This is a genomic window from Burkholderia sp. E168m23 (assembly GCF_016586125.1).
In the GTDB taxonomy this organism is placed as follows: Bacteria; Pseudomonadota; Gammaproteobacteria; order Burkholderiales; family Burkholderiaceae; genus Burkholderia; species Burkholderia orbicola.
Genome location: NZ_BCPP01000618.1, coordinates 1 through 4,384, shown reverse-complemented (window position 1 = coordinate 4,384; position 4,384 = coordinate 1). Strand labels below are relative to the sequence as shown.

Below are 4,384 nucleotides of genomic sequence, written 5' to 3'. Positions count from 1 at the left end.
GGTCGTCGATGCGTTGCGGGCCCTGCCCGAGCGGCGTCGTTTCATGAAAGGCCTGTTCGCGTGGGTCGGCTACCGTACCGAGATCATCGAATACACGCGCGCGGCGCGCAGCGGCGGGCGCTCGAAATTCTCCGGATGGCGGCGCTGGAACTTCGCGCTCGAGGGCATCACGAGCTTCAGCACGGTGCCGTTGCGCGTGTGGACCTACATCGGCCTCGCGTTCGCCGTGCTGTCGTTCGTCTACGGCGCGTACATCGTGATGCGCACGCTGCTGTTCGGCAACCCGGTGCACGGCTACGCGTCGCTGATCTCCGTGATGCTGTTCGTCGGCGGCATCCAGTTGATCGGCATCGGCGTGATCGGCGAATACCTCGGCCGCATCTATCACGAATCGAAGCAGCGCCCGGTCTACCTCGTGCGGCGCCGCTACCGGGCCGATGCGCAGGCCGGCCAGCAGCCCGCGCGGCACGCCGCGTCTCCGGACGGCTCGAAACTGCTGCAGTTTCCGGTCCGGCGCATCGCGACGGCCCGGCGCCGGCAGACGGTCGTGGCAGGCGCGCAGGCGTCGCGCAATCTGTCGGTCAAGTAGCGCCGCATGGATATTTCCGGCTCGTCGATCCGGCGCGACGAACGCCCCGTCCGCCCCTGGCTCACGCCCGGACGCATCGCGCTTTACAGCGCGGTCATGCTGGTGATCGGTGTGCTGCTGGCCGCGATCCTGCTCTGGATCGGCTTTCACTCGACCGACCCCGGCACGTTTCGCCCCGGCTCGGGGTACATGGTGTTCTGGTCCGCGTCCCATCTGATGCTCCACGGCTCGCCGTGGCTGGCCTACGACATCCCCGCGTTCTCGCGCGAACTCGCCACGCTGTTCCCGTTGGCCGGCCGCCATGCGTTCCTGCCGTGGCTGTACCCGCCGTCGTATCTGCTCGCGGCGACACCGCTCGCGCTGCTGCCCTACGCGGTCAGCTATCCGGTGTTCGTCGTACTCGGCATCGTGCTGCTCGGCCTCGCGGTGTGGCGGGTGTCGGGATTCGGCGCGGTGCCCGGCGCGACGCGCATCGGCTGGCTCGCGCTGCTCGCCTGCCCGGGCGTGTTCGTCACCGCGATGTACGGACAGAACGCGATGCTGACCGCGGCGTGCGCGGCGCTCGCGGTGTACTTCGTCGACCGGCGGCCGCTGCTGGCCGGCCTCTGTATCGGACTCCTGTCGGTCAAGCCGCAACTGGCCCTGCTGTTCCCGTTCGTGCTGATTGCCGCGCGTGCGTGGCGCGCGTTCGCGTGGGCCGCCGCATGGGCGACCGCGATCACCGCACTGGGGATCGCGGCGGGCGGCATGGAACCGCTGCGCCTGTTCCTGCAAAACGCCGGCGCGCTGCGTTCGCTGATCATCGAGCACGGCGTGCCGTTCTGGTTTGCGTCGCCGACGCCGTTCGCGGCGTTTCGGCTTGCCGGCCTGTCGCCCGCCCTCGCGTACGCCGGTCAGGCCGTCATCGCGGCGATCGCGCTCGCGGCGGCGTGCTTCGTCTGGCGCCGCAGCCGGGACGCACGATTGCGCGGTGCGGTACTGGTCGTCGCGACGCTGGCCGCCAATCCGTATGTCTGGCACTACGAACTGTCGTGGCTGTGCATCCCGATCGCATGCATGATCGCCATCGGCACGCAGTACGGCTGGCGGCGCGGCGAGCAGTGTGTCGTCGCCGTCATGTGGGCGCTGCCGATGTACGAGTTTCTGAATCCTTGGCTGACGCTGCCGCAGATCGGGCCTGCCGTCACGGCGACCGCGCTGCTCGTGCTCCTGCAGCGCGCCCGCGCCCTCCCGCGATCCCCCGCGCGACGATAAGCATAGTTCAAATCGTTGCTTGTCCGGCCCCGGGGCGTCATCGAGAATGACCCGACGGGCTGCGGCCCGGCCTCGTTCTCCAACGTTCCGGATCCATCGATTCATGCTCCCACTGCGCCTGCTGCGATCGCTGCTGATCGCGTCCCTTTTTGCGTTGCCGGCCGCCGCCGCGCACGCCGACAAGCCCGCCACCATCCGCATCGGCGTCGCCCAGCAAGGCGCCGGCGATCCCCCGACGTTCGGCGGATCGAGCGCCGCCACCGTGCAGTTGCAGCAGCTCGTCGAAAAGGAATTCGCCGCCGACGGCATCAAGGTGGAATGGCTGTTCTTCAAGGGTGCGGGCCCGGCCGTCAACGAGGCGATCGCCAACAAGGCGCTCGACTTCGCGTACCAGGGCGACCTGCCCGCCGTGCTCGCGCGCTCGAACGGGATCAAGACCCGCCTGCTGCTCGCCGCGAGCGTGCGCTCGGGCATCAAGATCGCGGTGCCGCCCGACTCGACGATCCGCTCGATCAAGGACCTGAAGGACCGCCGCGTGTCGATCTTCCGCGGCACCAACCTGCAGCTCGTCGCCGACAACGCGCTCGCGAAGAACGGCCTCGGCGAACGCGACCTGCGCGTGATCAACCTCGACGCCGCCAGTTCGCTCGCCGCACTCGCATCGAAAGGCATCGACGCGTCGGTGGGCGATTACGCGCTGTACAAGCTGCGCGACGCGGGCCTCGCGAAGATCATCTACGAATCGCAGAACGACGGCCCGCAACTGACGCGCCAGACCCACCTGCTCGTGCTCGACGATTTCGACCGCGCGCACCCGGACATCGTGCAGCGCGTCGTCACCGCGTTCGTGAAGGGCGCGCAATGGTCGTCCGACGAGGCGAACCGCGATGCGCTGTTCAAGCTGTGGGCGAAGAGCGGCGTGCCGTATTCGTCGTGGCAGGCCGACTATGCGAACCAGCGCCTGAAGGAGCGCCTGTCCCCGCTGATCGATCCGTTCGTCGTCGCGCGCTACAAGGCGGTCGCCCAGGATGCGCTGAACCTCAAGCTGATCCGCCAGCCGGTCGACGTCGACGGCTGGTTCGAGCCGAAGTATCTCGACAACGCATTGCGCACGTTGAAACTCGAAAACTACTGGCCGCGTCATGACGCCGCCGGCAAGCCCCTCACCTGACACCCGACCGGACCCGCCCCGATGAGCGATACCGCGTTTTCCGTCCCGTCGTCCGAATCGCACCCGCTCGCCGTGCCGCCGCGCCGCTCGGCCGCGCTGAAACGGCTCGCATGGCAGCTCGCGCCGTGGGTGCTGCCCGCGCTGCTGTTCGCACTGTGGAGCGTCGGCAGCGCGCGCGGCTGGATCGCGCCGCAGATCCTGCCGCCGCCGGAACGCGTGGTCGACACGCTGGCCGAGCTCGCGTCGAGCGGCGATCTGGCGCGTCACACGCTGATCAGCCTGCAGCGGGTGCTCGTCGGCTTCGCGGCTGGCACGCTGCTCGGTGTGTCGATCGGCGTCGCGCTCGGGCTGTCGCGCACGCTGGAAGCCTATGTGCTGCCGAGCTTCAATGCGCTCGTGCAGATTCCGGTGCTCGGCTGGCTGCCGTTCCTGCTGCTGCTCGTCGGTGTCGGCGAGCCGCTCAAGTACCTGCTGATCGCGCATGCGGCGCTCGTCCCGGTCACGCTGAGCACGTTGCAGGGATTCCGCCAGACGCCGCCCGCCCTCGACGAAGTCGCGCGCGGGTTCGGCTACACGCGCCGGCAACGCATCGTCCACGTCGTGCTGCCGGCCGCGATCCCGACGCTCGCGACCGGCGTGCGGCTCGCATTCACGAAGTCGTGGCTCGCGCTCGTCGTGGTCGAACTCGTCGCGTCGTCCGAAGGGCTCGGCTACCTGATCGTGTACGGGCGGCAACTGTTCCAGCTCGATCTCGTGATGGCGGCCGTGGTCGTGGTCGGCGCGGTCGGCCTGCTGATCAACCGGGCGCTCGACGCACTCGAAGCGCGCCTGCGCCGCGGCGTGCCGTCCGCGTTTCGCGGCTGAACCGGGCCGCCCGCCCCATCGAAGGAGAGTCGCCCGTGTCGCACGCCGCCACACCGTCAGCCACACCGCCCGCCACCGCCGACCGCCGCCTGCATGCACCGGACTGGCGCGGCTTCGTGCTGCCGCTCGCCGCACTTGCGTGCTGGTGGGCCCTCGCTTCCGCGCACCTCGTGAAAAGCGGGCTGTTCGTCAGCCCCGCCGACGTGCTGCACACCGCGTGGGCGCAGGCCACGAGCGGCGCGCTCGGCCGTGCCTTGTCGGCATCGCTCGCGCGCGAAGCGTGCGGGTTCGCGATCGGCGCGACGGGCGGGCTGTTGCTCGGCGCCGTGCTCGGGCTGTCGCGCGTCGCCGCGCGGATGGTCGGCCCGAGCTTCGACACGTTCAAGCAGATCTCGCTGTTCGCGTGGATTCCGCTGATTTCCGTGTGGTTCGGGCTCGGCGACGTCGCGAAGGTCGTGTTCCTGTCGCTCGCCGCGCTGCTGCCGGTCGCCGCCCATACCTGCGAC

Annotated in this window: 4 protein-coding genes and 1 pseudogene; all 5 read left to right on the top strand. The window is 69.5% G+C overall.

The window, feature by feature from the left end:
- A pseudogene (locus JMF90_RS26045) lies at positions 1-589 on the top strand (glycosyltransferase); the annotation flags it as partial.
- Between the two features lie 6 nt (positions 590-595).
- Complete coding sequence (locus tag JMF90_RS26040; RefSeq protein ID WP_011548038.1) at positions 596-1,843, top strand: glycosyltransferase family 87 protein; 1,248 nt, start codon at positions 596-598, stop codon at positions 1,841-1,843.
- Between the two features lie 103 nt (positions 1,844-1,946).
- Entirely contained in the window at positions 1,947-3,014 is a 1,068-nt protein-coding gene (locus tag JMF90_RS26035) for an ABC transporter substrate-binding protein (protein ID WP_041489405.1), read from the top strand.
- 21 nt (positions 3,015-3,035) lie between these two features.
- Positions 3,036-3,878: an ABC transporter permease gene (locus JMF90_RS26030; protein ID WP_011548040.1), complete on the top strand. Its 843-nt coding sequence runs from the start codon at positions 3,036-3,038 to the stop codon at positions 3,876-3,878.
- A gap of 35 nt (positions 3,879-3,913) precedes the next feature.
- The coding region (locus JMF90_RS26025; protein WP_374104267.1) for an ABC transporter permease at positions 3,914-4,384 on the top strand (471 nt) is incomplete at its 3' end.